Raw genomic sequence first — 26290 nt, 5'->3', positions numbered from 1 at the left:
GCTCGAGCCGATAGCCGATGCCGGCATCGGTCAGCCATTCCGTCATCGCGTCGCCGGCGAGGTCCGGGTTGCGCCGGCTGCCCGGGAAGCGCCGGACGTCGACGAGCGACTCCACGCCGGCGGATCGCAGCAGCTCGGTCAGCTGCGCCCGGTCCAGCCGTCCGTGACCCACGGAGAGCAACACCTCGATGATCCTTCCCTCAGATCGGTTCTCTCCGGCATACCACCGACGGCTACCGCAGGCTCGTCCCCACGCCTGCAGCCGACGTGTGCCGGCATCCACCCGGCGACGCGATCGGCAGCTCCTCGAACCGGCCGTCCGGGAAGCGCAGGTGCACGTGCACCGCACCGGCGACCACCCCCAGCGGCTCGCGACCCAGCAGGCGCGCGAGCACGTACGTCGCGCTCAGGCTGGTCACGTCGCGGATCACGCCCAGCGGCAGCAGCGAGCCCGTCTCGGCGAGCACCTCGCGCTCGCCCGCGCGCAACACCAGCCGCAGGCCCGGCGCGACGCCCTGGACGGCGAGCGAGACCGCGACGTTGTCCCGGTCGTCGGAGCCGACCGCGGCGAGCGCCGCCGCGCGATGCACCCCGACGCGTTCGAGCAGCCGCCGGTCGCCGCCGTCGCCGACCACGGCGGGGATGTTCAGGTCGCGCACGAGCCGCAGGTTGCGGGCATTGGTGTCCCGCTCGACGCCCACCACCGGGATGCCGAGGTCCCGCAGCTCCCGGCACAGCCGCAGGCCCACCTGCCCGAGGCCCACCACGATCACGTGCCCGGAGCGGGGCAGCGACCGGGGGCCGAGCAGCGCGGTCAGGCGGGGGCCCAGCAGCCGGTCCACCACCCCGGCGGTGAACATGGCGGTGAACACGATCGTCGCCAGCATCGCGGTCGACGCGATCGCGGCGTACGCCTCGTTGCCGTGCGGATCGGCCGCCGGGCCCACCGTCGTGACCACGCGGACCGCCTCGTGGAACGCGTCGATCGCCCCCTTGCCCTCCCCGAAGGTCAGCCAGGCCCAGTCGCCGAACAGCACCGCCGCCAGGCCGAGCAGCCCGGCCAGCAGGATGCGGGTGCCGGTCTCGTGGGTGCGCAGCACCGCGGTGAGCTGCCCGGCCCACCGCTGCCACACCATCCGTCGCGGTACCGCGACGGGCACCTCGTCGAGCACGTCGCCGGCCACGCGGATGCCGCGCGGTTCGCGGGTGGAGGTCACGGCCAGCAGGTCGGGTGCCACGCACGGCCCGGCCAGGGAGGCCACGGCGAGATCCGCCGGCGACGTCACGTCGCACTGCGGCAGGAACCGTGCGAGCTGATCGCCGATCGTGCGGTCGAAGATCGTCGCGACCATCGGTGCGTCCGGCTGCAGGTGCGCCGCGGCGAGCGCATACCGCAGCGCGACCACGTCGTCCTGCAGGAGCACCGCGATCCCGGCGACCGGCGGCCGGTCCAGGAGGGCCCGCAGCTCCTCGTCGTCGGGCCGGGGCGCGTGCCGCACCGCGCAGCCGAGGTCGACGAGCGAGGCGCAGACCCGGCGCGCGACGGTGGTGTCGCCCACCACGACGTACGTCCCGGTGTTCCCGCCGGTTGTATCCGCCTCCGCCACGGCGACCACCTCCCCGCCTCAGGGGACCACGCAACCTGCGGCGGCGCATCCGGCGGCGCGGTCGCTGTGAGCGATTCCCGCAGCGTAGCGGCGTGTGACCGTGCGGACACGGCCGCGCCGCGGCGGTGGACACGGCCGCGCCGCGGCGGTGGAGGCGCCGCTGTGGAAAACTCGCGACGTGGGTACAAGCACTCGAATCACCGGGCGCGGGCGGCTGGCGCTGCGCGCGGCGAAGGCCGCCTCGTGGGCGTCGCAGAAGGCGGGGCGCGGCAAGGGGTCGATGATCGGCGGCCTCGTCGCGCTGAAGATCGATCCGCGCCTGATGGAACAGCTCGGCCGCGGCCGTCGCACCGTCCTGGTCACCGGCACCAACGGCAAGTCCACCACCACCCGGATGACGGCGGCGGCCCTGGAGACGATGGACGCCGTCGCCACGCAGGCCGACGGGGCGAACATGGACGCCGGCATCGTCGCCGCGCTGGTCGCCCACCAGGAGGCGCCGCTCGCCGCGATCGAGGTCGACGAGCTGCACACCCCGCACGTCGCGGACGCCCTCGACCCCGAAGCGATCGTGCTGCTCAACCTCAGCCGCGATCAGCTCGACCGCGTGGGCGAGATCAACATGATCGAACGCAAGCTGCGTGCGGGCCTCGAACGCCACCCGGACGCGGTGGTCGTCGCCAACTGCGACGACGTGCTCGTCACCTCCGTCGCCTACGACCACCCGAACGTGGTCTGGGTGGCGGCCGGTGCCGGCTGGTCGGGCGACTCGGTCAGCTGCCCCCGCACCGGTGAGCCGATCCTCTGGGAAGACGGGCGCTGGCACAGTACGGGCTCGGATTTCGCACGGCCCGAACCGGATTGGTGGGTCGACGACGAGAATCTCTACGGGCCGGACGGTCTGGTGCTGCCGATGACGCTGACCCTGCCCGGGCGCGCCAACCGCGGTAACGCCGCTCAGGCGGTGGCCGCGGCGGTCGCCCTCGGCGCCGATCCGGCCGCGGCCGTCGCGGCCGCGGGTGTCGTCGAGGAGGTCGCCGGCCGGTACAAGACCGTGCAGGTGGGTCCGCATTCGGTGCACATGCTGCTCGCGAAGAACCCGGCCGGGTGGCAGGAGGCCCTGTCGATGATCGACCCGACGGTCGACGGTCTCGTCATCGCGGTCAACGGGCAGGTGCCGGACGGGGAGGACCTGTCGTGGCTGTGGGACGTGCGGTTCGAGCACTTCGAGGGCGTGCACGTCGTGGCGTCCGGCGAGCGCGGCACCGACCTGGCCGTACGGCTGACCTACGCCGGGGTCGAGCACACGCTGGTGGCGGATCCGATCCGGGCCATCGCGTCGTGCCCGCCGGGACGGGTCGAGGTCCTGGCCAACTACACCGCGTTCCGGGATCTGAACACCGCCCTGGCGAAGGGAGCCGCGCATGTCTGAGTCCACCGTGCGGATCGGGCTCGTGCTGCCCGACGTGATGGGCACCTACGGCGACGGCGGCAACGCGCTGGTCCTGCGGCAGCGCCTGCGGATGCGCGGGCAGGACGCCGAGGTCGTGTCGATCAACCTGACGGACCCGGTGCCCGAGTCCCTGGACCTGTACACCCTCGGCGGGGCCGAGGACTCGGCGCAGCGCCTCGCCACTCGGCACCTGCAGCACCATCCGGGCCTGCAACGGGCGGTCGAACGCGGGGCGCCGGTGCTGGCGATCTGCGCGGCGATCCAGGTGCTCGGCAACTGGTACCAGACGTCGGCGGGCGAGCGCGTCGACGGCGTCGGCCTGCTCGACGTGACCACCGCTCCGCAGCAGACCCGGGCCATCGGCGAGGTGGTCACCACTCCCCTCGTCGAGGGCCTGCGCCTGCCGCTGACCGGATTCGAGAACCACCGCGGCGGAACGACTCTCGGCCCCGCCGCCCGCGCACTGGGCCGGGTCACCCGGGGCGTCGGCAACGGCGTTGGCGACGGCGCCGAAGGGGTCGTCCAGGGCTCGGTGGTCGGCACGTACATGCACGGCCCGGTGCTGGCCCGCAATCCCGAGCTGGCGGACCTGCTGCTGACCCGCGCGCTCGGTGTGGACTCGCTGCCGCCGCTGGACCTGCCGGAGGTCGAGCAGCTGCGCCGCGAGCGGCTCGCCTGACCCGCCGCTCGGACGAGACCACCCCCGGACAGGGGTTCGGCCCGGGAATCGCTTTCGCAACCTCCGGGCCGGATCTCTGCTTCACGAGCCTCTGTCGTCCTCGGACGTCTGCTCGATTCGCACTACTGATGTTACCTGCATCACACCCCGATGGCAAGGGGTGGGATCCGGGGTTCAGCTACTCCCCTTGATCTCGCGGCGATGCTGGTCGACGACGGTGCGGGCCAGCTCCGCAACCTTGACGTTGACCTGCTGCGACGTCCGGCGGAGGAGATCGAACGCCTCGTCGTCGGAGATCTTGTTCAGCGCCATGAGGAGCCCGATCGCCTTGCCGATCTCCCGATTGCTCTCGATGCCGTTGCGGAGCGAGGCGACGTCCTCGCCGCGGGAGACGGCGGCGACGCAGACGGCCGCGAAGGCGGCCAGGACGGTGCCGTTCGCGGCGGCCGCGAGGTCGAAGGCCCCAGGCGTGTCGGAGAACAGGTTCAGCGACCCGACCTTGCGGTCGTCGACCCGCAACCGGAATCCCATCGCCCCCCGCACGGGCGTCTGCTTCACGACGCCGGGAGCCAGGTGCGGCCACTGCTCGGAGACGCTCAGGTCCGGCTCGATCTGGGCGGCCTCCTCCTCGATCGCATCCAGGCACGGCCCCTCGCCGGTGGCGCGCTCGAGGTCGTCGACGTGCCGCGCGACGGCGTCGGAGGCGCCGACGGTGACGTACGCCCTGCCTTCCCGCAGCATGAGGCTCGCATGGTCGCAGCCGGGAACCAGCATCGTGGCGGCCACGCAGATCGCCGCGTACGCCTCCGAGGGCTCGGCGCCGCCATAGACGATCTCGGCCAGTGCGGCGAACACCGTCGCCGGATCAGCCGCGGACTGTCCGTTCTGCATGAGCGCTCCTCGACCTCTTCGCCGCGCCCTTCCGTGCGGGGCGTCGGATCGCCATTCAACCAGAGACGCCGGAACACCCCCCTATTCGCCCGGACGGCGAATTCGCTTCCTACATGCGAATTCGGGGCGGTCCGGCGGTGCCGCGGCACGAGTTGGACATCCGTTCGAGTGGCGCCGGTCGCTGTGATGCGGTACAACACATCGGCATTGGTTTTGTGAACCAAGTCACGATTTGTTTGCAGGGGGATAAACCGAATATGACAGGCACGGCAACGCGCCGCCACACAGCACACGACGAGGACGCCCGGAGCACCCCGTTGGTGCTCACGTCCACCACCGGCGCATCGACGTCGGGGTGGCGCTCCGCCCTCGGGCACGCACTCGGCACCGCCGTCTCCGTCAGCGCCGCGGCCCTCATGGTCACCGGCCTGACGGCGATCGGCACCACCACCACCGTCACTGGTCTCGTGTCCTTCCTCCGGACGAACTGATCGTCCCGGTTGACCGAGCCCCGTCCATTCCGACACCACAGACAGGAACAACACCACAGATGCACACCTCCGCTGTCGCCGCGGCCCGTCGCTCCATGAGCACCGAGGAGATCAAGGCCCGCATCGAGGCCATGTTCGCGGAACACGACCAGCAGGAGCACCCGACGGCCGACTGACCCTCGGCAACTCGGGCCACACGTCGAGAGGAGAACCGAAATGAACGCGAACGTGGTCCAGCTACTGCTACTGCTCGGTGCCGCACTGGGCGGCACCGCGGCCTTCAAGGCCTACCTGGTGCGATCGGATTCCGAGCATCCGCACCTGTCCGACGACCTGGGCCCCCGGCCCCGGTACTGACGAGACGGCACCCGCCCGGGAGACTCCTCTCCCGGGCGGGTCTTCTCAGCCCGGGCCCGGACGGCCCGGCCCTCGGAGCACCGTGCGGGCCAGTCCCGACACGTCGCGCCACGGTCCGTGCAGAACCGGCAGTATCTCCGCCGGCAACCGGGTCAGCTGCCGGCGGGTCGCCGTCACCGGGGTGAGCAGCCAATCGGCGGTGTCCACGATCCGTTCGATCTTCCGGAGAGTGAGGTCCACCCGGTCGATCGACGCGCCGAGCCGGTCCACCGCCACGGCGAAGTCCCCGAGCTGCTCGTCGAACCGCCCCAGCACCCGGTCGAAGTTCGCGAGCGAGACGCCGATCCCGTCGGCCACGCCCTCGACCCGGGCGATCGTCACGTCCGCGTTGAGCGCGGCCTGTGTCAGCCTCCTGATCCGTCCCGACGTACCGTCGCCGGGTCCGGTCAGGTCCGCCATGTCACCGCGCCGCGCCATGTCACCGCGCCGCGCCATGTCACCGCCCCGCGGCATGTCACCGCCCCGCACGCCGTCATTTCGCATCCGCTCCCTGCAGCAGCCACCGGTCGTCCACTCGAGCGAGGGTGATCAGGAACCGCGTCGCGTCGACCCGCCCGTCCGGCACCGCGACGTTCTTCACGTCCTGGTCGAGGAACACGAGCACCGTCGCGCGATCCGCGTCCAGTGTCTCGACCGCGGCGTGCGACACGGTCGCGACGGACACGCCCTGCCCGTTCTCGACGAGCCCGCGCAGGTCCCCCGCCACCGAGCGGTACTTCTCGGCGAACTCCCCGGTGGAGACGTCGGTGACCGCGGCCAGCGCATCGTCGAAATGCTGGTAGTCGTAGGTGCCGAGGGCGATCGCGTACTCCCGCGCCCGGTCCAGCGCGTCGGCGCGCAGGCCCTCGGCCTGCTCGGCCTGCCACCACCGGAATCCGCAGAAGCCGGCGGCTGCGGCGAGCAGCACGATCAGTGCGGGCGTCAGCCATCGCCGCACCCGGGAGCGCGGGGCCGGCGGATCCGGCGGCGCGGTCGCGGGGGTGTCGTCGACAGTGTGGTCCGTGGTCGGCATCAGTTACCCAGTCCTTCCAACAGCTTCTGCCAGTACTGCAGAACCTCGACTCCGGTCGGGACGAGCAGCGGGTCCTGCGCCATGTCCGGCCCGGTCACCCTTCCCGGGGTGCTCTGGTGTTGCAGTCCGAGGTCGTCGGGCCGCGGCGCGACGCGGGCGCCGCGCTGGGCGAGGTCTTCGCCCGGCGGGCAGTAGAGCGACAGGTTCGGCGTGCGGGGGCTTTCGTCGCCGACCGTGCGGCGCTGTGTGTCGTAGTAGCAGACCGGACCCTGCGTGGCGACGAGCGAGAAGTCGCCGCGGTCGCCCTTGACCACCGAGGTCAGATCGCCGAGTGCCGCAGGGATCGAGTCGAGGCCGGCCGCCAGCGCCGGGGTCCGCGGGGCGAGCACGTCGCCCACGGTCACCAGGTTCGTCAGCAGCAGCCCGTAGTCGTCGCGGGTCTCGGCGAACAGCTCCTCCGTCTTCGCCAGCGCGTCCGGCGACCGGTCCAGCAGGTACACGAGCGCGTCCCGGCTGCCCACGAGCTGGTCGGAGACGTCCCGGACGGCGCGCATCGCACCCGGGAAGGTGCCGGCGTCCTCGGCGAGCGTGTTCACCAGATCGACACCCTGTTCGAGGAGTGCCGCCAGGGCCGGCGCCCGTTCGGATGCCATCGTGGAGAGGGCGTCGGCGTTCTCGATCATCGACTGCAGGTCCGCTCCGGTCCCGGCGAGGGCGGTGCCCCACGTCTCGCCGAGCGTGGCGACGGACTGCGGATCGATGCTCTCGACCAGTGCGCTCATCCGCACGAGCAGCTGATCGAGGCGCAGTCCCTGCTCGTCCGCCGGGACCTCGACGGTGTGGCCGTCCGTCAGATAGGGGCCGTCGGCGGTCTGCGGTTCGATGTCGAGGGTGAGGATGCCGATCGCGGTCGCGGTGGCGATCCGTCCGGTGCTGCCCACCGGGATGCGGGTGTCCGGATCCAGCACGAGCACCGCCGTCGAGCCGCGACCGCCGTCGTCGATCGTCACCGATTCGATCTCCCCTACCGCGACCCCGCGGTAGGTCACCGTCGTTCCGGGGCCGATACCGCGGGCATCGACCAGGTGCGCTCGCACCTCGATGCCGCCACCGAAGCTCTGCGGGCCCAGGACGTAACGGACGCCGAAGGCGGTGGCCAGCAGGCCTACCACAACGAACAGTGAAACCTGCACCAGCACTGGGCGTTTCATCGAACACCGCTCCGAAGCAGGTCCGGCAGCCCCGCCGGGACGGTGACCGGCGGCGACTCGCCGAGCATCGTCACCGGAACGCCGCCGGTGAGCAGCATGTCGACCGCTCCCGGCACGTCCAGGGCGCCGTCGAACAACAGGTAGTCGCCGTGCACGGACCGCGCGAAGCCGTCCATGAAGGCGTTCATGTTGGTCAGCGCAGACCCCACGGTGTTGTTGAAGTCCCTTATCCCGGACAGTATTTCGTCCAGGTCGTCGACCGCTCCGCCGATCCGGCCGGAGTCCGCCAGCACCGTGTCCAGCGAGGTGAGCACCGACGAGGTGCTCGAGACCAGCGACCGGAGGTCCTGCTCCTGAGCGGCGAGCAGGTCCACGACCTCCGCGCTGCTCGCCAGACCGTCGTCGATCAGCTGTTGCTGCTGCGCCAGCCGCGCGGCCACCGCGTCGGTGGCCCGCAGCGCCCGCGAGATGTCGTCGCCGTTCTCGGCGGCCAGCGCCATCGTCCGGTCCGTCCGCTCGAGCAGTTCCCGAACGGTCTGCCCCCGGCCGCCGAAGGCGGCGTTCAGCTCGGTGGTGATCGTGCGCAGCTGGTCCAGACCGCTGCCGTTGATCACCTGTCCGAGCATCGCGAACGTGGCCTCGAGTTCCGGCCCCATCTCCGTCCGGTCGATGACGTCGCCGTCGGCGAGCAACTCCGGCGACGGCTGCTCCGGCAGATCGATCTGGACGAACGGGTTGCCCAGCGCGGACGGGAGCCGCACGGAGGCACCGACGTTCGACGGAAGCGCGGCCCATTCACTCAAACTCAGTTCGAGGAAGGCCCGGTGCCCGTCCGTCGAGATCCCGTGGACCCGGCCGACCACAGCCTGACCTGCCCGCACCTCGGTGCCGGGATCGATCCGATCGGCTCCGTCGAACACGGCGATCACGCGGTAGGTCTCGCCGGCGCCGCTGCGTCCCGTCGGCAACTGATGCAGACCCAGTCCGCAGCCGGTCACCGAGACCGCCACCGCGGTCAGCGCAGCGACGAATCCTGTTCTCCCCCAACGGCTCACCGGACGCCTCCCTCGTTCAGCGCCCGGTCGAGCGACTCCGGCACGAGGTCCTGGAACGGATCGGACAGGTCGAAGGGAACGGTGATCGGGTTGGTGAAGCCGGCGCCCGTGCACAGGGGAAGGCGCTCGCGCTCGCAGAGTTCCCTCGCGCGGGGAAACTGGCCGACCTGGGTGGAGATGTTCAGGCGGATACGCGCGGTGGTGTCGGCGCCGATCGTGTTGTCGATGTTCTGCATCGCCAGCGGCAGCACGTCCATGAACTCGGCGAAGTCGACCTCGTGCTGTGCGAACTGCCCGGTGAGGACCTGGGCGTTCGAGACGACGGCGGCGATGTCCTCGCCGCGGGAGCCGAGCAGGACGTCGAGCCGATCGAGGATGGTCGTCAGCTGACCGATCGGCCCGGCGACGTCGAGGTTCTGTCGTTGCATCTCGGCGCCGAGTTCGGACAGCCCCCCGGCGAGCTCGGACAGGGAGCCCTGCCGGGCGTCGACGGCGGCAACCGCGACGCCGAGGTCGTCGACGAGGGCACCGATGTCCTCGGACCGGGCACCGAGCACCGAGCCGGCCGCCCCGAGCGCGCGCAACGCCCGGTTGATCTCCGGCCCGAGACCTGCGGTGGCGCCGGCGGCGAGGTCGAGGGTGGATCCGAGCGACCCGGATTCCGGTCCCAGCGCCGCGGCGATCGTATCGACGCTCTCGAGCAGTTCGTCCCAGTTGATCGGCGCGTGACTGCGTTCGGGCGGAATGACATCGTCGCCCTCGAACCGCGGTCCGGCGGTGTACACCGGGCTCAGTTCCACGAACCGGTCGCTGATGATCGACGGGTTCATCACGAACGCCGACACGTCGGCCGGCAGCGTGATGTCGTCGGGGATCCGCATCGTCACCTCGACCACCGTTCCGGCCGGTTCCACGGCTTCGACGGTGCCGACGGGCAGGCCGAGGACCGCGACCTTGCTCCCCGGGTAGATGCCTCCGACGGACGCGAACTCGGCGGTCACGGTGCGGGTGCGGTCGGTCCCGACGAACACGTACCAGGCAGCGGCAGCACACAGCGCCGCGACGACGACGATCCCGATGCCGCGCAGCAGCCGGGTCTTCCGCGTGGTTCCGACGGTGGTCACCGGCAACCCTCCATCACTCCGAGGGCACACAGCAGGTTGTCCGGGATCGGCCCGGCCGGGGCGTGGACGTCGACCCAGTTGCCGTTGCCCGAGGCGTCGGCCGCGGCGCGCAGGGCGGGCGGAAGCCGGGTCATCAGCACGTCGATCTGCTCGGCGTTGCGGTTCAGCGTGTCGGTCACCGACCGCATGTTCCCCAGCAACGCGTCCATTTCGCCGGAGTTGTCGGTCAGGAACGTCGCGGTGTGCTCGGTGAGCAGCCGCAGATCCTCGACGAGTTGCACGAGGGATTCCTTACGGGCTTCGAGGATCGACACCACGGTCGTGGCGTTCTGCACGAGCAGCTCGACGTCCCGGCTCTGGCCCGCCACGATGGACGTGAGCGACTTCGACGCCTGCAGCAGGGAGTGGATGCGGGCGTCGTTGCGGGACAGCATCTCCGCCGCGGCGGTGGCTCCGGCGAGCGCATCGGCGATCCGGCCCGGGTCGGACGGCACGGCGTCGGCCAGGGTGTGCATCATCGCCTCGAGGGCGGGCACGTCGAGTTCCCGGGCCACGTGCTGCGCCTCGGACGCGAGGTCGTCGAGGCTGTACGGAACGGAGGTCCGCGCCAGGGGGATACGCCCGCCGGGCAGTTCTCCGGCACCGGCGGGCGTCACCGCCAGGTAGATCTTCCCGAGGATGGTCCTGAGCCGCACCTCGGCGGTCGTCCGGTCGCCGAGCGGCTGGCCGCCGTCGACGCGGAACGCCACGATCACCCGGTCCGCCGCGAGCTCGAGGCTCTCCACCCGTCCGGCGGGCACACCCGCCACATACACCGGATCGTTGGGTTGCAGACCGGCGGCGTTGGCGAATTCCGCGGTGTAGCCGTTCGTCCGGAGCAGGTACGTGGCCCGGGGCGCGGCCAGGGCGACGGTCATCACCAGGGCGACGAGGACGATGCCCACGGCCCCGACGACGAGCGGGTTGCCGGCGCGGCCGCTGCGGCCCGCGAACACGGCCCGCAGCGCGTCGCGAATCTGCTGCGCGCGCCTCATCGGCACACCTCCGAGTACGTCGAACCGAAGATGTTGGTTTCGAAATCGCCTGCCTTGATGGTGAAGTTGCACATGTAGAGGTTCAGCCAGCCGCCGTAGTCGCTGATGCGGTTGAGGCTGTCGGCCAGTTCCGGCAGCCGGCGCACCGCCTGCTCGAAGTTCTCCGTCTGCGGGATCCAGGCGTCGGTCATCACCCGCAGATCGGTGACGGACCGGTCGAGGGGCGCCATCGCGCCGGCCATGAGCACCGCCGTCGAACGCACCGCGGTGCTGCCACGGTCGACGAGCGCGGCGAGTTGCTCACCGTCCCCGGCGAGTGCGTCACCGACGACGGCCAGCCCGGAGAGCAGCCGGCTGATGTCCTCGCTGCGCCGGTCCGCCACGGCGACGAGCGTCTCGAGATTGCCGACCAGACTGTCGAAGACCTGCTCGTGGTCGGCGATGTCGCTGCTGACCGCGGCGATGTGCAGCAGCAGGGAATCGAGGGTGCCGCCCTGCCCCTGGAACGCCTCGATCACCGAGGTGGCGAGCGCATTGATCTGCGCCGGATCGATCGACTCGAACAGCGGCTCGAATCCGTTGACGAGCGCGGTGAGATCCAGGGCGGGTGCGGTCTGCTCGATCGGGATCGTCGCGCCCTCCGGCAGTACCGTGCCGGTGCTGCGCTCCGGCAGTGTCAGCGCGACGTACCGGACGCCGATCATGTCGCCGTAGTTGATGTCGGCGGTGACATCGGTGGTGAGCTCGAATTCCGAGTCGATCTCGAAATCCACCACTGCCCGCGAGGTCCCGTCGTCCCGGGGGGCGAACGTCACGTCCGAGACGCGCCCGACGCGCACGCCGGCGAGCGTGACGTCGCTGCCGGGGCTCAGCCCCTCGATGTCGGTGAACTCGGCGGCGTAGTCGCGGGTGGGCCCGGTGACGGTCCTGTCGAGGGTGTTGCCGACGACGACCGCGGCGAGGACCCCCACCGTGCAGAACGCCGCCAGGCGCAGCGCCGGCCGGAGCAGCGTGTTCACGAGACCGCCACCTCCGTGCCGCGGACCAGGGGTGCCAGCAGAACCGAGGCCGCGGTGGACGGGTCCACCTCCGTCGCCTTCGGGTCGGACGGATCCACACCGCCCGCGATCTGCTCCAGGTAGCCGAGGGTGTCGCGTTCGGTGGCGGCCGAGAGGACCGGCCGGCCGTCGACCGGGTCACTGCAGTTCGCGCCGTCGAGGCCGGGATAGCGCGGGCAGTCCGCCGCGGTATACGGCATCGGATAGGAGAAATCCACGACCGCGGTGATGTCGAACCGGCCGGTGGCGAAGACCCGCGCGCCGGCGTCGCCGAAGGTCGTGAGGTAGCGCAGGGTGTCGTCGAGGCCGGTGGTGTCCGCGGCGAACGTACCGAGCACCGGGCCGCCGTTGCGGACGACCGAGATGATCCGGTCGGTGTTCTCCGACATCAGCGCGGAGCCCTCGGCGGCCAGGCCGGCGCCGCCGCGCAGCAGCCGCGCGATGCCGTCCCGGCGCTCGAGGACGATCTCGGAGAGCGTGGCCGCGTTCTGCATCGTGCCGATCATGTCGTCCGTCGCTGCGGCCAGGGCCTCGGTCACCGCCGCCAGCTGCGGCGACGCCGCCAGGCCTGCGTCGATCCGGGGACCGAGCTGCTCGGTGAGCGCGGCGGTGCGGTCGAGGGTCCGGCCGAGGGTCTCACCGCGGCCGGCGAGCGCCTGGCTCATCGCGTCGAGCGCGCCCGGGAGCCGGTCCGGGCGCAGTTCCTGCAGCAGCTCCGTGGTGGTGTAGTACAGGCCGGCCAGTTGCACGGCCTCGGCCGAGGTGTCCGCGGTGACCTGCGCACCGTCGCGCAGGCGCGGCCCGGCGGCGGGGTCGTGGGGCGGCACCAGTTCGAGGAAGACGTCACCGAACAGGGTGCGCGGCACGATCCGCACCCGCACGGCTGCCGGGATGTTCCGGATCGCGTCCGGGTCGAGCTGCATCGTGATACGCGAGCCGGTGACGCCCGCGTCCAGGTGGGCGAGACGACCGACGTGCACGCCCTGGTACTGCACACCCGCGGCGCCGAAGATCACCCCGGCGCCGGCCGGGACGACGGCGGTGATCTCCGGATCCCTCGACAGCCCACCGGATCCGGAGACGACGAGCAGTCCGCCGGTGACGGTGAGCACCGCGACGGCGAGCGCACCGACGAAGGCCAGCGTGCCGGTGCGCAGTCCGAGCCGGCGACTGCGGCGGGGCGCCGCGGACCGGGTCCGGCCGTTCGGCGGGATGCCCGTGCCGGACGGAGTCGTCCGGTCGCGTTGGGTCGTCACGCCAGCCCCACCCCCGGCACGGTGGGCACGAGACCCCACAACGCGAAGGTCAGGACCACGTCGGTGATGCCGATGGCCAGGATGCTGGTGCGCAGTGCGCGCCCGGCGGCCCGGCCGACGCCCTCCGGGCCGCCCGTGGCGTGGTAGCCGTACGAGCAGTGCACGATGCCGACGATCACCGCGAACACGACGGCCTTGGTCAGCGAGTACCACAGGTCGGCCGGGGAGAGCGCGAGGTGGAAGTAGTAGTCGTAGGTGCCGGCCGAGTTGCCCTGGAAGGTGACGACCACGAGGCGCGTCGCGACGAACGCGGACAGCAGGCCCACCATGTAGATCGGGACCACGCACACGGCCGTGGCGATGAGCCGGGTGCTGGCCAGGAAGGGCACCGACTTCACGGCCATGGCGTCGAGGGCGTCGATCTCGTCGGAGATCCGCATGGCGCCGAGCTGCGCGGTGAAGCCGGTACCCACCTTCGCGGCCAGGGCTATGGACGCGACCACCGGCGCCAGTTCGCGGGTGTTGGCCAGAGCGGAGAGCATGCCCGACAGCGAGGTCATCCCGATCAGTTCGAGACCCCGCTGGGTTTCGACTCCGACCATCATCGCGGCGACGGCGGACATCGCGAACACGATGCCGATGGTGCCGCCCCCGGCGAGCAGGGAGGCGTAGCCGAAGCTGACCTCCCCCACGTGGTACATCACGTGCTTGAAGTAGCGGCGCAGCGCCGTGGGGACACCGGCGATCGCCTCGACCGCGAACACCACGTGCCGGCCCACCGTGGCGAACGCGCCCACGACCCCGGTCAGCGACCGATGGACGGCCCGGGCCTGTGTCACCGCCGAACAGGAGAGCATCAGTACGTCCCCACGGCCGGCACCATCACGGTGTACATCTGGGACAGAACGGTGTTGACGACGAACACCATGACGAATGCCAGCACGACCGCCTCGTTGACGGCGTCGGCCACGCCGCTGGGACCGCCCTTGGCGTGCAGGCCCTTGAACGCGGCGATGAGGGCGGAGGTGATCCCGAAGAACGCCGACTTGACCATCGCCGTCGCGAAATCCGACAACCGGCCGTATTCGCCCAGGGTGCGGAGGAATCCGCCGCCGGAGGCATCGTTGAGGTAGATCTCGTACAGATAGCAGGCGCCCACCCCGACGAGCGTGACGAGCGCGCAGAGCATCACCGACACCAGGACCGCGGCGAGCAGCCGCGGCACGACGAGGCGCTCGATGACGTTCAGCCCCATCACCTCCATCGCCTCGATCTCCTCGCGGATGGTGCGGGCGCCGAGATCGGCGCAGATCGCGGAGCCGCCCACGCCGGCCAGCATGAGGGCGCACACGAGTGCGGCCGCCTGTCCGACCACGACGAAGGCGACGATCGCGCCGGAGTAGGCGCCGGCTCCGAGCTGGCCCGCCAGGGATCCGACAGAGACCGCGATGAGCACCCCCACGGGCAGCATCAGCAGCAGGGCCGGACCGCTGCACACCTTGGCGATGAACAGCGACTGCGTGATCGTCTCGCGGAGCGAGAGGCGACGGCCGACGACGACGCGCACGGTCGTGGCGAGGGTCTCCACCGAGAACCCCACCAGCGCACCCACCTGGATCGCCAGGTCGTGCACCGGCCCCCTCGCCTTGGGCAGCTCGAACGTCACTCCCACACTCCCGTACGCGTCATCGCGGCGTCCCCCGTCCCCCGATGGAACCCCTTCGGCCCCTGCGGTCTTCAGCCCTGCACGACCGCCGACAGGCCGCCGCGCAGCTGGTGCTTGACGACCTTGCCGCTGGCGTTGCGCGGCAGGGCCTCGACGATCACGACCTCCTTCGGATGCTTGTAGCGCGCGAGCTGCGCGTCGAAGAACGGCTGCAACTCGTCGAGCGTGAGATCGTCGTGGCCGGGCCGCAACGCGATCACCGCGACCGGCACCTCGCCCCACTTCGCGTCCGGACGCCCGATCACGGCCGCCTCGAGGATCTTCGGATGCGAGAACAGCACGTTCTCGACCTCGGCGCAGTAGATGTTCTCACCCCCGGAGATGATCATGTCCTTCTTGCGGTCGACGACGTAGACGAATCCCTCCGCGTCGACGCGCACGAGGTCGCCGGAGTGGAACCAGCCGCCGTGGAACGCATCCGCCGTCGCAGCCGGGTTGTTCCAGTACTCGCTCATCATGGTGGGCCCGCGGTAGACGATCTCGCCGACCTGACCGGGCGCCACGTCGTTCATCTCGTCGTCGACGACGCGCGCCTGGATCGTCGGGATGACGCGGCCGACGGAACCGAGCTTGCGCAGCGCGTCCGCGCCGTCCAGCACGCAGGTGATGGGCGACATCTCGGTCTGGCCGAACACCGCGACGTTCGACGCGTCGGGGAACGTCTCGGCCATGGCGCGCAGGATAGTGTCGGACGACGGCGCCGCGCCCCAGGAAATGTTGGTCAGGGCCAGCTTCCGCGGATTCGCCTGCTGGGCGGCGCACACCGCCTGCCACTGCACCGGCACGAGGAACAGGTTGGTGACCTGCTCGGCCTCGAGGACGTCGAGCAGGTCGTTCGGGTCGAACGCCCCGACCGGATGGATCACGGTGGTAACGCCCAGCATCAGGTTGGGCGCCATCGCGCCGAGCGCGGCGATGTGGAACATCGGGGAGGCGCAGAACCCGACGCCGGACTCGTCGAACAGGTGGAACGCGCGGATGCACGTGAGCGCCTGCGCGGACATGTTGCTGTGGGAGAGCACCGCGCCCTTGGGCCGGCCCGTGGTGCCGGAGGTGTACATGATCAGGGCCGGGGTGTCGTCCGGGACGTCGACCGCCGGGGGGGGGTCGCCCGCCTCGGCGATCAGATCCTCGTAGGCGAGGCCGTCGCCCTCGGGGATGCCGCCGACGGTGACGGACAGTTCCAGGCCTTCGCTCTCCGCACGGGCCGCGGCGGCCAGCGAAGCGAGCGGCGCTTCCACGACGATCGCCTTGGATCCACTGTCCCGCAGCAGGAATGCCACCTCGGGTGCAGTGAGGCGGAAGTTGACCGGGACGGCGATCGCACCGAGGGCGTTGGCGGCGAGCACGGTCTCGAGATACTCGGGGCGGTTGAGCATGAGGACGACGACCCGGTCGCCGAAACCGACGCCGCGCCGCGCGAGGGCGTCGGCGAGCCGCTCGACCCGCTCGTGCAACTCCGCCCACGTGATCGACCGGCCCTGGAACCGCAGCGCAGTGCGGTCCGGGATCATCAGAGCGTGCCGAGCGACGTGGTTGTTCCAGTTGTTGCGGCGCAGGCGCTGGGTCTCGGCGAGGGCTGACGGGGTGACCATGAGGGTTCCTCTCGGGGCGTGACGGGGGTGCCGACGGGACGCGATCCCGGTTCTCGATGTGAGGCACATTACAGGCATCGGCCACATTCGGCCACCACTTTGTTAATCGAAATTCTCATTCGATCTGACCGTCGATGCAGGGGCGGGTGCACGCAGCACGGGACCGCTCTCCGGCATGAATGTTACTGTTGCCCAGGGGTATAACAGAGATCATCGGTGCAGACCCGCCACTCGGCGGCCCGGGCACCCGGGCCTGGAAGTATGCGAGCGATCGTCAGGAGAATCGGGGTGGGCGCTTCTCGAGCATGGCCATGGCCGCCTCGGCGAAGTCCGCCGAGGCGAGCAGCTCCGTCTGGCCGCTCTTCTCCCGTGCCAGCGCGTCGTCGAGCCGGCCGAGCGTCGCGGCGGCGAGGGCCCGCTTGGTCAGCGCGACGGCGCGCCGCGGCGTGGTCGCCGTCCGGGCCGCCACGGCGTCGACGTGCGCGGCGAACTCCGCGTCGGGCAGCGTGCGCGCGACGAGGCCGAACCGGTCGGCGTCCGCGGCCGAGACCCGCTCGCCGAGCAACGCCATCTCCGCGGCCCGCGCACGTCCGACCGCGGCAGGAACGAGCAGGCTCGCGCCGCCGTCGGGCATCAGCCCCATGTTCACGAACGACAGCAGGAAGTAGGCGCTCTCCGTGGCGTAGGTGAGGTCCGCCGCGACAGCCATCGACACACCCACCCCCGCGGCCGGGCCGTTGACGGCGGCGATCACCGGCACCGGAACCGTCGCGATGGATCGGATCACCGCGTTCGCGGCGTCCATGACCTCGGACGGGTCGGCCGGGTTCGTCGCCGCCGCAGCGATATCGGCTCCGGTACAGAACGCGCTCCCCTCGCCGGTGAGGACGACGGTGCGAACCCGGGGATCGGCGCCGGCCTCGTCCAGCGCGGCGCCGAGCGCCCGCATGGTCGGCAGGTCCACGGCGTTCATCCGCTTCGGCCGGTCGATGGTCAGACGCAGGATGCCGTCGGCGAGTTCCGACCGCAGCCCCTCGACGGTCGGCGTACTCATGCCCGGACCCCCTGTCCGACGAATCCGCGGAGCCGGTCCTCGATGATCGACTCCGCCTCGGTCACCATGCGGTCGACGAGTTCGGCCACGGTCGGGATGTCGTCGATCAGGCCCTGGCTCTGCCCGGCCGTCCAGATGCCCGCCTCGAGATCGCCGTCCTCGAACACCTTTCGGCCACGCGCCCCGGCGACGAGGTGCGCAATGTCGCCGAACTCGGCTCCGCGCGATTCGATCTCGACGACCTCCGCGCTGATCGAGTTCGCCGCCACGCGGGCGGTGTTGTGGAGGGTGCGGAAGATGAGCCTGGTGTCGCGTTCGGTGTTGGCGACGATCTGTTCCTTGACCGCGTGTGCGACGGGCGACTCGACGGTGCACATGAACCGGGTCCCCATGTTGATCCCGTCCGCGCCCAGGGCGAGCGCCGCGACGAGACCGCGCGCGTCGGCGATGCCGCCCGAGGCGATCACCGGGATCTGCAGTTGCCGGGTGGCCGCGGGGATCAGGACGAGGCCGGGCACATCGTCCTCGCCGGGATGACCGGCGCACTCGAACCCGTCGATGCTGACGGCGTCGACGCCGACCCGTTCCGCCTTGAGCGCGTGCCGCACGCTCGTGCACTTGTGGACGACCTTGACGCCGGCGTCCTTCAGGTGGGGCAGATGGTCGACCGGGTTGGAGCCGGCGGTCTCGACGATCTTGATGCCCGACTCGATGATGGCCTGCCGGTACTCGGCGTACGGCGGCGGGGTGATCGACGGCAGGATCGTCAGATTGACGCCGAAGGGCTTGTCGGTGAGCTCGCGGGTCCGGGCGATCTCCTTCACGAGGTCCTCGGGCGTCGGCTGGGTGAGCGCGGTCAGGAATCCCAGGGCGCCGGATTCGGCCACGGCGGCGACGAGCTCGGCGCGACCGACCCACATCATCCCGCCCTGGACGATGGGGTGCTCGACCCCGAATGCCTCGGTGAATCGGGTTCTCACTGGACCTCCTCGGATCCTGGACCTGCGCCGCGAGCGCAGGGGACGGACACGTCCGGCGCAGCGCCGGGTACCGCGATGACTTCAAGAATTCCCGTTAACTTTCGCGGTGTGCGGTCTTGTTTGTCAAGGGCTCTCCGCAGGCCTTTCCACGGAGCGGCCCGAGGGAATTCGCCGCCGCGGATATGGTGCTGGGCGCTAACGTTTGCGATAGGCTGCCGGGACCACGCCCGGCATGGATGGAGGTACGGTGGCGGAGCAGACCCGGACCGGTTCGCGGGGGACGCGGACACGGTCGACCGCCCGCACGTCGACCGAGGCGGCACCGGCTCCGCGACGGCGGCCGAAGAACCGCAAGGCACAGATCGCCGCGGTCGCGGCGGAAGCGTTCAGCGAACGCGGTTACCACGGCGTCGGGATCGACGAGATCGCGGCCGCGGTCGGCATTTCCGGCCCCGCCCTCTATCGGCACTTCCCCAACAAGTACGCGCTGTTCCGGGACGCCGCGCTGAGCCTGGGCACGACGCTCGGCACGGCCGTCGCCGAGGCGGACGAGGACGCGGTGGACGACCCCGCCGAGTGGCTCGACCGGCTGCTGCTCGCCGCGATCCGCACCACCGTCGAGTGCCGTCGCACCGCCGGGCTCTACCGGTGGGAGAACCGCTACCTGACGGCCGAGGACCGCAGCGAGGTCCGCAGCGTGATCTGGGGCGTCAACCGCCGTGTCGGCGCCGCCCTGGCCGCCCTGCGCCCGGACCTGCCGGAGCCGGACAACGTGTTGCTCAGCGCCGCCATGCTCAGCGTCGTCGGCAGCATCACCGCCCATCGGGCGCCGCTGTCCAACCGCCGGATCGAGCGGTTGCTGCTGGACGCGTGCCGGTCGGTGGCCGCGGTCCGGCTCGAGGCGGCCGGCCCGTCGCGCGCCGCGGCCCTCCGGACCCCCGGCCTCGCCGTCGCCAACAAACGCGAGGTGCTGCTGCACGAGGCGATCCTGCTGTTCCACGCCCGCGGGTACCACGACGTGAGCATCGAGGAGATCGGCGCCGCGGCCGGCATCAACGCCTCCGGGGTCTACCGGCACTTCGCGAGCAAGTCCGACCTGCTCGCCGCGGCCTTCCACCGGGCCGCGGACCGGCTCTCCGTCGCCGTGAACACCGCGCTGGCCGACTCCACGTCTCCGGCCGAGGCGCTGCGCGCCCTCACCGACGTGTACGTCCGGTTGTCCTTCGCCCAGAGCGAGCTGATGTCGGTGTACTTCACGGAGATCGGCAGCCTGCCCGCCGCCCACCGCACCGACCTGCGCAACATCCAGCGGCTCAACGTCGAGGAATGGGCCCGTCTGCTCGCCGACGTCCGGCCGGGCCTGTCCGCGGTCGAGTGTCGATTCCTGGTCCATGCCGCGCTGAACCTCGTGCTCGACATAGGCCGGCTGATGCACTTCGAACCCACCCCGTCCAACGAGAGCCGGGTGCAGCAACTGATGCTGGTCACCCTCCTCGGCAACAGCGCCCCGCGGGAGGCGAACTCGTGATGCACACGGCCACCGCGGCGGTACTGCGCGACTACGGGACGACGCCGCGGGCGGAGCCGATCGAGTTGCCGCCGCTGCGGCCCGACGAGGTCCTCGTCCGGATCGGTGGCGTCGGCATCTGCCACACCGATCTCACCGCCGCCGCCGGCGGGGTCCCGATCCCGCTGCCGGCCGTCCTCGGACACGAGGGTGCGGGCACCGTCGTCGAGATCGGCCCCGACGTCACCGATCTCGACGTCGGCGACCCGGTGGTGCTCGGATTCGACTCGTGCCGCACGTGCCGCAACTGCGCGCGCGGCCGGCCGGCCTACTGCACCCGCTTCGCCCCGCTCAACTACGGCGGCCGTCGCGCGGACGGCTCGACCACCCTGCGCGACGCGTCGGGGGCGCCCCTGCACGGGAACTGGTTCGGACAGTCGTCGTTCGCATCCCTCGCGATTGCCACCGAACGCAACGCCGTGCGCCTGCCGGACGACGTTCCGCTCGTCCCGGCCGGACCGCTGGGCTGCGGGTTGCAGACCGGCGCCGGAGCGGTGCTGCGGGTCCTGCGGCCCGAACCCGGCTCGTCGATCGCCGTGTTCGGTCTCGGCGCGGTCGGCACGGCCGCCGTCATGGCCGCCCGGATCGCCGGGTGCGGCACCGTCGTCGGCGTCGACCCGAACCCGCGGCGGCACGCGCTCGCCCGCGAACTCGGTGCGACGGAGACACTGAACCCCGACGAGCACCCCGACCCCGGCCGGCGGATCCGCGAGATCACCGGTGGGGGCGTCGATCACGCCGTCGAAGCCGTCGGTACCGAAGCGGTGATCCGGCAGGCACTGGCCGCGCTCACGATCCCCGGCACCTGTGCCACGCTGGGACTGCGCGCCGGCCGGAATCCGGTCACCGTCGACCAGACGCATCTGCTCAACGGGCGCACCCTCACCGGGGTGATCGAGGGGGACGCCGACCCGCACGTGTTCCTCCCCGAACTCGTCCGCCTGTGGCAGCAGGGCTCGTTCCCGGTGGAGAAACTGATCCGCACCTTCCCGTTCGAACGATTCGACGAGGCGCTCGCCGCCGTCCGGGCGGGCGACGTCGTCAAGGCAGTACTCACCTTCGACCCTCAGGAGTGACCATGACCGTGGCCGACGAGCTGGCCGCACTGCGCAGCCGGACCGACGTGATCTCCCCGCGCGAACTCGATGTCCTGTGGGCGCGTCTGGAGCCCGCCCGCCTCGATGATCTCGTCGGATATCGCTGGCGCGGATTCAGTTTCGACACCGGCCACCGGACCCACACCCTCCTCGGCCGGGCCCGGTGGTACGGCAAGCAGTTCGCCGCCGCCGACGACGTGCAGCCGCTGCTGTGCTCCGACGCGAACGGGGAACTCTTCTCCGACGTCGACACCGGGCGCGGCGAGGCGAGCCTGTGGGAGATCCGGTTCCGCGGCGAGGTCACCGCCACGATGGTCTACGACGGCATGCCCGTGTTCGACCACTTCAAGAAGGCCGACGACGACACGCTCGTCGGGGTCATGAACGGCAAGGGCAAGCTCGTCTTCGACGCGGGCGAACACTACTGGTTCGGCCTCGAACGCGACGTCGCGCTGTAGCGCCCGATCCCGTTGGCAGTGGCCGAATGTCACATCACTTCGGTCTGATCGAAGGAATGTGACATTCGGCCCTCACCCCCACCAGGGGTGCGGGTCAGCTGCGAGGTGCGATCCGGTCCAGGTGGGCCAGCAACCGGGCCACCGCGTCGTCGAACTGCACCTCGGTCTGCGCGATCACCTCGGCGCGGTCCCCCCTGCGGAACGCGTCGATCAGCCGGGCGTGCGACGCGACAGCGAGCCGGCCCCAACCCGGATCCGCCGCGTAGAGCCGGTACGGGGTGTAGCGCGCCGCACAGTAGAGAAACCAGGCGAGCTTCGGACTGGCCGCGATCCGGTTCAGGTCCCGGTGGAACTCGAACTCCGCGTCGGCGATCCGCTGTGCCTCTCCGGACTCGACGGCCAGGCACAGCGCATCGTTCAGGGCGCTCAACCGCTCGAGGTCCGCGGGTTCCGCGGAGCGCAGCGCGCGCAGGGCCAGTTCCACCGCGATCTGCTTCTGCAGCCAGAAGATGTCGGCCACGTCGCCCCGGTCGAGCGGCGAGACGACGTAGCCGCGGTTGGGTACCGACTGCACCAAGCCCTCGCCGCGCAGCGTCAGCAGCGCCTCCCGGACCGGGGTGACGCTGACCCCGAGTTCGGCGGCGGTCTCGTCGAGCCGCACGAAGTCGCCGGGCCGCAGCGCACCGGAGATGATGAGTCCGCGCAGGTGGGTCGCGACCTCCTCGGAGAGCTGGGGCCGTCGCCGTAGTCCGCGCGACGCTCGGGCCGGTGCCGTCATCGGTCTACAGCCCGTAGCTCTTGCCGATGATGTCGCGCTGGATCTCGTTGGTGCCGCCGAAGATCGTCGACACGATCGTCCTGCGCACGTGGTGTTCCATGTCGAATTCGGTGGCGTACCCGTAGCCACCCATCATCTGCATGCCTTCGAGGGCGGTCTTCTTCGCGACCTCGGTGGCCTTGAGCTTGACCATGGACGCCTCGCGCGGGAACAGCGTGCCCGGGTTGGCGTCGACGAGGCGCGCGACGCGGTACACCAGCAGCCGGGTCGCCTCGATCTCGGTGGCCAGGTCCGCGACCCGGTGACGGATCGCCTGGAACGTGCCGACCGGGCGGCCGAACTGCTTGCGTTCGGTGACGAACTGCAGGGCGTCGTCGAAGGCGCGCTGCGCGGTGCCGAGCATCATCGCGGCCAGGATGAGCCGCTCGGTGTTCAGCCCGGCCATCAGCTGGGTCCAGCCGTTGCCGACCTCGCCGACGACGGCGTCCTCCGGCAGGCGCACGTCGGTGAGGTAGAGGTCGTTGACCTCCTTGCCGCCCATGGTGTCGATGCCGCTGATCTTCAGGCCCGGCGTGCCGGCCGGCAGATGGAACATGGTCAGGCCCTGGTGCTTGGCGCCGCTGCGGTCGGTGCGGGCGACGAGCAGGATGTTGTCGGCGAAGTGCGCGTTGGAGCACCAGGTCTTCTGGCCGTTGATCAGCCAACCGTCGTCGACCTTCTCGGCGCGGCAGGTCAGGGCGCCGACGTCGGAACCGGCCTCGGGCTCGGACATGGAGATGGACTGGGACCGGCCCTCGACGATGCCCCCGAGCACGGTCTCCTTCTGCGCTTGCGTGCCGAACTTCTCGTAGGCTGCGCCGGTGATGAGGGTGGGGCCGATGCCGCCGATGGGGGCCATGCCGCGCGTGCTCTGCTCGAGCAGGATGCACAGGTCGACCGTGCTGCCGGCGGACCCGCCGAACTCCTCGGGCACCGTCACCCCGAGCCAGCCGAGGTCGGCCATCTTCCGGTACAGCTCCTGGCTGTGGCTGTGCGTGCCGTGGTCGGTGAGGGCGTCGCGCTGGGCGCGGGTGCCCACCTCACGGCGGCAGAAGTCGGCGACGGCCGCCGCGAAGTCCTGCTGCTCCGGAGTGAACTCGGTGAGGTTGGTGTGCATGGGATCGGCCTCCTGGCCTGGACAAGTGGTGGGGGGTTGTCGACGCCGGGCGCGCCGCCTAGTGTGAGATCCACGACAGTGAATCACATCAAATATATTTGATGCGGCCCAGTGAAGGAAGCGTCACTCCATGACCCAGGACCTCAGCACCACCGACACGCCGTCGCCCGCTCCCCCGTCCGCCACGTTCACCAGCCTCGACCCGCGCGACGGTTCCGTCCTCGCGGAGTACCCCATCGCCGACGCCACCGACGTGGCCGCCGCCGTCGACCGCGCCCGGTCGGCCGCCCGCTGGTGGGCCGCCCAGGGCTTCCGCGGCCGCCGGGACTGGCTGCTCGAGTTCAAGAAGGCCGTCGCCGCCGACGCCGAGGCCCTCGCGGCCGTCGTCTCCGCCGAGACCGGCAAGCCGCGCGGCGACGCCTTCCTCGAGGTGATGCTCGCGATCGAGCACCTCGACTGGGCCGCCCGCAACGCCAAGAAGGTGCTGCGCCCCCGCAGGGTGCCGTCCGGCCTCGCCAGCGCCAACCAGCAGGCCACCCTCGAGTACCAGCCGCTCGGCGTGATCGGCGTCATCGGGCCGTGGAACTACCCGGTCTACACCCCGATGGGCTCGATCTCCTACGCCCTCGCCGCCGGCAACGCCGTCGTGTTCAAGCCGTCCGAACTGACCCCGGGCGTGGGCAGGTGGCTCGAGCAGAAGTGGAACGCGCTCGCTCCCACGCAGCCGGTGTTCCAGGTGGTCACCGGCCTCGGCGAGACCGGCGCGGCACTCGCCCGCTCCGGTGTCGACAAGATCGCCTTCACCGGCTCCGGCGCCACCGCCCGCAAGGTCATGGCCGTGTGCGCCGAGACCCTCACCCCGCTCGTCGCCGAGTGCGGCGGCAAGGACGCGATGATCGTCGCCGAGGACGCCGACCTCGACAAGGCCGTGGAGATGGCCGCGTTCGGCGCGTTCGGGAATGCGGGCCAGACCTGCGCCGGCGTCGAACGCATCTACGTCGTCGAGCCGGTCTACCGGCAGTTCCTCGACAAGCTCACCGCCACCATCGAGCGGGTGCGCCCCGGCGGCACCGACGACGCCAGCTACGGCCCGATGACGCTGCCCCGGCAGATCGACATCGTGCGCGGCCAGATCGACGACGCCCTCGATCACGGCGCCGAGGCCGTCGTCGGCGGTCGCGAGTCGGTGCACGACCGCTACGTCGACCCGGTGATCCTCACCGACGTGCCGGAGCGGTCCTCCGCCGTGTGCGAGGAGACCTTCGGCCCGACGGTGGTGGTCAACAAGGTGCGCGATCTCGACGAGGCCGTCGAGCGCGCCAACGCCACCGACTACGGCCTCGGCGCGTCGGTGTTCACCAAGGACCGCTCCCGCGGCCGCAAGATCGCCGACCGATTGCGCACCGGCATGGTGTCGGTGAACTCGGTGCTCGGCTTCGCGGGCATCCCGTCGCTGCCGTTCGGCGGCATCGGCGAATCCGGGTTCGGCCGCATCCACGGCGCCGACGGCCTGCGCGAATTCAGCCGGCCCAAGTCGGTGACCGTCGAGAGGTTCCGGGCCCCGCTGAACCTGCTCACGCTCGAGCGCACCGCGCGGGACATGAAGATCGCCGCGTGGATGCTCAAGACCCGGCACGGGCGGTGACACCGATGACGTCGACCTCCCCCGACCGCACCCAGGAACGCACGCGCGGCGCGTCCGTCGCCGCCCGCCCCGACGCCCGGACGGAGAAGGCCACCACCTTCCCGGCGCCGAACCGGGACCCGCACGCCGGGCTCGGCCGGTTCGGCTGGCTGAAGGTGATCGAGGGCCTGGACCCGGTGACCCACCATCAGGACATTCTGCGGATCACCGCGGGCTACGAGTTCCCGTGGGACTACCAGCGGTCGCTCGAGTTCGCGCTGTTCCGTACCTACTGCGTGCCGAGCATCTCCGCGCTGCTGGCCCGCACCGGCGAGTTCGAGCACCGCCCGCAGAAGCGCTACGACGACACCGCGATCCTGATGTCCGAGCTCGTCGAGCACGGCTACGACTCCGATCGGGGCCGCGAGTCGCTGCGCAACGTCAACCGGATGCACGGCAGGTACTCGATCGACAACGACGACATGCTCTACGTGCTCTCGACGTTCGTCTACGACCCGATCGACTGGATCGACCGCTACGGCTGGCGGCGGCTGCACCCGCACGAGCGCCTCGCCTCGTTCCATTTCTACCGGCAGGTGGGAATCCGGATGGGCATCAAGGACATTCCGGAGTCCTACCAGGAGTTCCAGCGGTTCAAGCTGGACTACGAGGACGAGCACTTCACCTACAGCGACGACAACCACCGCATCGGCACCTACACCCTGCGGCTGTTCCAGTCGTGGTATCCGAAGGCGCTCGCACCCGCCGTCGCCACCGCGGTGTACGCGCTGATCGACGAGCGGATGGCCGCGGCGTTCGGGTTCCCGCAGGGCTCTGCGCGGGTCCGGGCGGTCGCGGAGGCCGCGCTGCGCGCCCGGTCCGCGGTGGTACGCCGGCTGCCCAAGCGACGGCTCTCGCGGGCGGCGAGCAACCCCAACAACCGCACCTATCCGGGATATCCGGAGGG

The 26290-nt window shown here is 70.9% G+C and carries 26 protein-coding genes and 1 pseudogene; 9 read left to right on the top strand and 18 right to left on the bottom strand.

Annotated features, from left to right (window positions below):
- Positions 1 to 142, bottom strand: a pseudogene (locus tag CQZ88_RS31640) (DUF488 family protein); the annotation flags it as partial.
- Between the two features lie 91 nt (positions 143 to 233).
- Positions 234 to 1607, bottom strand: coding sequence for a TrkA family potassium uptake protein (locus CQZ88_RS23075; protein ID WP_065923555.1), 1374 nt, complete (start codon positions 1605 to 1607; stop codon positions 234 to 236).
- Between the two features lie 178 nt (positions 1608 to 1785).
- Between CQZ88_RS23075 and CQZ88_RS23070 the strand changes: the two genes are divergently transcribed.
- The gene (locus CQZ88_RS23070; RefSeq protein WP_006934534.1) at positions 1786 to 3039 is read left to right on the top strand and encodes a Mur ligase family protein; all 1254 of its coding nucleotides are present in this window, start codon (positions 1786 to 1788) and stop codon (positions 3037 to 3039) included.
- Complete coding sequence (locus CQZ88_RS23065; RefSeq protein WP_102800374.1) at positions 3032 to 3739, top strand: type 1 glutamine amidotransferase; 708 nt, start codon at positions 3032 to 3034, stop codon at positions 3737 to 3739. Before CQZ88_RS23070 ends, CQZ88_RS23065 begins: the two co-directional genes overlap by 8 nt.
- Before the next feature lie 174 nt (positions 3740 to 3913).
- Here the strand turns inward: CQZ88_RS23065 and CQZ88_RS23060 are convergent, their stop codons facing one another.
- Complete coding sequence (locus tag CQZ88_RS23060; RefSeq protein ID WP_050034479.1) at positions 3914 to 4630, bottom strand: GAF and ANTAR domain-containing protein; 717 nt, start codon at positions 4628 to 4630, stop codon at positions 3914 to 3916.
- Between the two features lie 257 nt (positions 4631 to 4887).
- Between CQZ88_RS23060 and CQZ88_RS23055 the strand changes: the two genes are divergently transcribed.
- Positions 4888 to 5121: a hypothetical protein gene (locus tag CQZ88_RS23055; RefSeq protein WP_029547149.1), complete on the top strand. Its 234-nt coding sequence runs from the start codon at positions 4888 to 4890 to the stop codon at positions 5119 to 5121.
- A gap of 216 nt (positions 5122 to 5337) precedes the next feature.
- The gene (locus tag CQZ88_RS30035; protein ID WP_006934528.1) at positions 5338 to 5478 is read left to right on the top strand and encodes a hypothetical protein; all 141 of its coding nucleotides are present in this window, start codon (positions 5338 to 5340) and stop codon (positions 5476 to 5478) included.
- A gap of 45 nt (positions 5479 to 5523) precedes the next feature.
- Here CQZ88_RS30035 and CQZ88_RS31635 read toward each other — a convergent pair whose 3' ends face one another.
- The 13 genes from CQZ88_RS31635 to CQZ88_RS22990 all read right to left on the bottom strand — a co-directional run bounded on the left by CQZ88_RS31635 (position 5524) and on the right by CQZ88_RS22990 (position 18643).
- Positions 5524 to 6021, bottom strand: coding sequence for a hypothetical protein (locus CQZ88_RS31635; protein ID WP_258008736.1), 498 nt, complete (start codon positions 6019 to 6021; stop codon positions 5524 to 5526).
- On the bottom strand, positions 6011 to 6550 hold the full coding sequence (locus tag CQZ88_RS23045; protein ID WP_006947497.1) for a hypothetical protein: 540 nt from the start codon (positions 6548 to 6550) through the stop codon (positions 6011 to 6013). Before CQZ88_RS23045 ends, CQZ88_RS31635 begins: the two co-directional genes overlap by 11 nt.
- A complete protein-coding gene (locus CQZ88_RS23040) occupies positions 6550 to 7761 on the bottom strand; it encodes an MlaD family protein (RefSeq protein WP_102800373.1) in 1212 nt (403 codons plus the stop codon). The genes CQZ88_RS23045 and CQZ88_RS23040 overlap by 1 nt, the downstream gene beginning before the upstream one ends.
- A complete protein-coding gene (locus tag CQZ88_RS23035) occupies positions 7758 to 8816 on the bottom strand; it encodes an MCE family protein (RefSeq protein WP_102800372.1) in 1059 nt (352 codons plus the stop codon). Before CQZ88_RS23035 ends, CQZ88_RS23040 begins: the two co-directional genes overlap by 4 nt.
- Positions 8813 to 9940, bottom strand: a complete 1128-nt coding sequence (locus CQZ88_RS23030) for an MCE family protein (RefSeq protein ID WP_231772082.1) — start codon at positions 9938 to 9940, stop codon at positions 8813 to 8815. The genes CQZ88_RS23035 and CQZ88_RS23030 overlap by 4 nt, the downstream gene beginning before the upstream one ends.
- Complete coding sequence (locus tag CQZ88_RS23025) at positions 9937 to 10974, bottom strand: MCE family protein (RefSeq protein WP_102800383.1); 1038 nt, start codon at positions 10972 to 10974, stop codon at positions 9937 to 9939. The genes CQZ88_RS23030 and CQZ88_RS23025 overlap by 4 nt, the downstream gene beginning before the upstream one ends.
- Entirely contained in the window at positions 10971 to 11993 is a 1023-nt protein-coding gene (locus tag CQZ88_RS23020; RefSeq protein ID WP_102800370.1) for an MCE family protein, read from the bottom strand. Before CQZ88_RS23020 ends, CQZ88_RS23025 begins: the two co-directional genes overlap by 4 nt.
- Positions 11990 to 13288, bottom strand: a complete 1299-nt coding sequence (locus CQZ88_RS23015) for an MCE family protein (protein ID WP_180987070.1) — start codon at positions 13286 to 13288, stop codon at positions 11990 to 11992. Before CQZ88_RS23015 ends, CQZ88_RS23020 begins: the two co-directional genes overlap by 4 nt.
- Positions 13285 to 14145 (bottom strand): ABC transporter permease, encoded by an 861-nt coding sequence (locus CQZ88_RS23010; RefSeq protein ID WP_006947487.1) that lies wholly within the window; start codon positions 14143 to 14145, stop codon positions 13285 to 13287. The genes CQZ88_RS23015 and CQZ88_RS23010 overlap by 4 nt, the downstream gene beginning before the upstream one ends.
- The gene (locus tag CQZ88_RS23005; RefSeq protein ID WP_029547144.1) at positions 14145 to 14954 is read right to left on the bottom strand and encodes an ABC transporter permease; all 810 of its coding nucleotides are present in this window, start codon (positions 14952 to 14954) and stop codon (positions 14145 to 14147) included. The genes CQZ88_RS23010 and CQZ88_RS23005 overlap by 1 nt, the downstream gene beginning before the upstream one ends.
- 71 nt (positions 14955 to 15025) lie before the next feature.
- Positions 15026 to 16609: a fatty-acid--CoA ligase FadD5 gene (fadD5, locus tag CQZ88_RS23000; RefSeq protein WP_102800369.1), complete on the bottom strand. Its 1584-nt coding sequence runs from the start codon at positions 16607 to 16609 to the stop codon at positions 15026 to 15028.
- A 274-nt stretch (positions 16610 to 16883) separates the two neighbouring features.
- Entirely contained in the window at positions 16884 to 17663 is a 780-nt protein-coding gene (locus tag CQZ88_RS22995; RefSeq protein ID WP_006947482.1) for an enoyl-CoA hydratase, read from the bottom strand.
- Positions 17660 to 18643, bottom strand: a complete 984-nt coding sequence (locus CQZ88_RS22990) for a nitronate monooxygenase family protein (protein ID WP_006947481.1) — start codon at positions 18641 to 18643, stop codon at positions 17660 to 17662. Before CQZ88_RS22990 ends, CQZ88_RS22995 begins: the two co-directional genes overlap by 4 nt.
- A gap of 247 nt (positions 18644 to 18890) precedes the next feature.
- Between CQZ88_RS22990 and CQZ88_RS22985 the strand changes: the two genes are divergently transcribed.
- From CQZ88_RS22985 to CQZ88_RS22975, 3 genes are read left to right on the top strand one after another with little or no spacing between them, the layout of a single operon-like run.
- Positions 18891 to 20171 (top strand): TetR/AcrR family transcriptional regulator, encoded by a 1281-nt coding sequence (locus tag CQZ88_RS22985; RefSeq protein WP_102800368.1) that lies wholly within the window; start codon positions 18891 to 18893, stop codon positions 20169 to 20171.
- On the top strand, positions 20171 to 21286 hold the full coding sequence (locus CQZ88_RS22980; protein ID WP_180987071.1) for an NAD(P)-dependent alcohol dehydrogenase: 1116 nt from the start codon (positions 20171 to 20173) through the stop codon (positions 21284 to 21286). Before CQZ88_RS22985 ends, CQZ88_RS22980 begins: the two co-directional genes overlap by 1 nt.
- A gap of 2 nt (positions 21287 to 21288) precedes the next feature.
- Positions 21289 to 21765 (top strand): DUF4334 domain-containing protein, encoded by a 477-nt coding sequence (locus CQZ88_RS22975; RefSeq protein ID WP_102800366.1) that lies wholly within the window; start codon positions 21289 to 21291, stop codon positions 21763 to 21765.
- 94 nt (positions 21766 to 21859) lie between these two features.
- Here CQZ88_RS22975 and CQZ88_RS22970 read toward each other — a convergent pair whose 3' ends face one another.
- Entirely contained in the window at positions 21860 to 22543 is a 684-nt protein-coding gene (locus tag CQZ88_RS22970) for a GntR family transcriptional regulator (protein WP_006947472.1), read from the bottom strand.
- Between the two features lie 4 nt (positions 22544 to 22547).
- Positions 22548 to 23699, bottom strand: a complete 1152-nt coding sequence (locus CQZ88_RS22965; protein WP_043799326.1) for an acyl-CoA dehydrogenase family protein — start codon at positions 23697 to 23699, stop codon at positions 22548 to 22550.
- A 130-nt stretch (positions 23700 to 23829) separates the two neighbouring features.
- On the opposite strand from CQZ88_RS22965, the gene CQZ88_RS22960 reads away from it, so the two are divergent.
- Positions 23830 to 25344: an aldehyde dehydrogenase family protein gene (locus CQZ88_RS22960; RefSeq protein WP_043799324.1), complete on the top strand. Its 1515-nt coding sequence runs from the start codon at positions 23830 to 23832 to the stop codon at positions 25342 to 25344.
- A partial coding sequence (locus CQZ88_RS22955) for an oxygenase MpaB family protein (protein ID WP_102800381.1) occupies positions 25314 to 26290 on the top strand: 977 nt, incomplete at its 3' end. The genes CQZ88_RS22960 and CQZ88_RS22955, both read left to right, overlap by 31 nt.

It is taken from the genome of Rhodococcus sp. ENV425 (genome assembly GCF_002887785.1).
In the GTDB taxonomy this organism is placed as follows: Bacteria; Actinomycetota; Actinomycetes; order Mycobacteriales; family Mycobacteriaceae; genus Rhodococcus; species Rhodococcus aetherivorans.
The sequence above is the reverse complement of the archived record's forward strand: the minus strand, read 5'-3'. Positions and strand labels throughout refer to the sequence as shown.